At 53.4% G+C, this 1,062-nt stretch carries 1 rRNA gene (running past one end of the window); it reads right to left on the bottom strand.

Features of this window, described 5'->3' with window-relative positions:
* Positions 1-1,062 (bottom strand): 23S ribosomal RNA (locus DQG19_RS20590); its annotated part runs 141 nt beyond the window's last position; the annotation flags it as partial.

Raw genomic sequence — 1,062 nt, 5'->3', positions numbered from 1 at the left:
AGCAGTCTTTCCATAGCTTCGGTACCGGGCTTATGCCCGAGTATTTTCCGCGCAGGAACGCTCGACTAGTGAGCTGTTACGCACTCTTTAAATGAATGGCTGCTTCCAAGCCAACATCCTAGCTGTCTTAGCATCCCCACATCGTTCCATTCAACTCAGCCCGAATTTGGGGACCTTAGCTGATGGTCTGGGTTGTTCCCCTCTTGGCCACGGACCTTAGCACCCGCAGCCTCACTGCCGCTACTGTTATGCCGGCATTCGGAGTTCATCAGGGGTTGGTAGGCGGTGAAGCCCCCTAGCCCTATTGGTAGCTCTACCTCCGGCACACATTCCACGACGCTGCACCTAAATGCATTTCGGGGAGTACGAGCTATCTCCTGGTTTGATTGGCCTTTCACCCCTACCCACAGGTCATCCGAAAACTTTTCAACGTTTACCGGTTCGGTCCTCCATTCCGAGACTATCGGAACTTCAACCTGCCCATGGGTAGATCACCAGGTTTCGCGTCTACCCCCACTACCTTTGTCGCCCTGTTAAGACTCGCTTTCGCTGCGCCTCCGGTGCCGAACACCTTAAACTCGGTAGTGAGGAGTAACTCGTAGGCTCATTATGCAAAAGGCACGCCGTCACACATCGCTGTGCTTCGACCGCTTGTAGGCGCACGGTTTCAGGGTCTTTTCACTCCGCTTCTCGCGGTTCTTTTCACCTTTCCCTCACGGTACTGGTCCACTATCGGTCTCTCAGGAGTATTTAGCCTTACGGGATGGTGCCCGCAAATTCAGACAGGGTTTCTCCGGCCCCGCCCTACTCAGGATACTCGTCATGCAGCACACACTTCCTGTACGGGACTTTCACCCCCTATGGTCAGCTTTTCCAAAACTGTTCCAGTTACATGTACGGCAATTACACAAGTCCTACAACCCCACTACGACGTATCGTAATGGTTTGGGCTGTTCCGCGTTCGCTCGCCACTACTTGCGGAATCATTAAATTATTTTCTCCTCCTCCGGGTACTTAGATGTTTCAGTTCCCCGGGTTACCTCGCCTTGCGGCGTACTTGGT

It is taken from the genome of Lewinella sp. IMCC34183 (assembly GCF_003390915.1).
Taxonomy (GTDB): domain Bacteria; phylum Bacteroidota; class Bacteroidia; order Chitinophagales; family Saprospiraceae; genus Neolewinella.
This window is presented reverse-complemented; position numbering and strand designations above follow the sequence as displayed.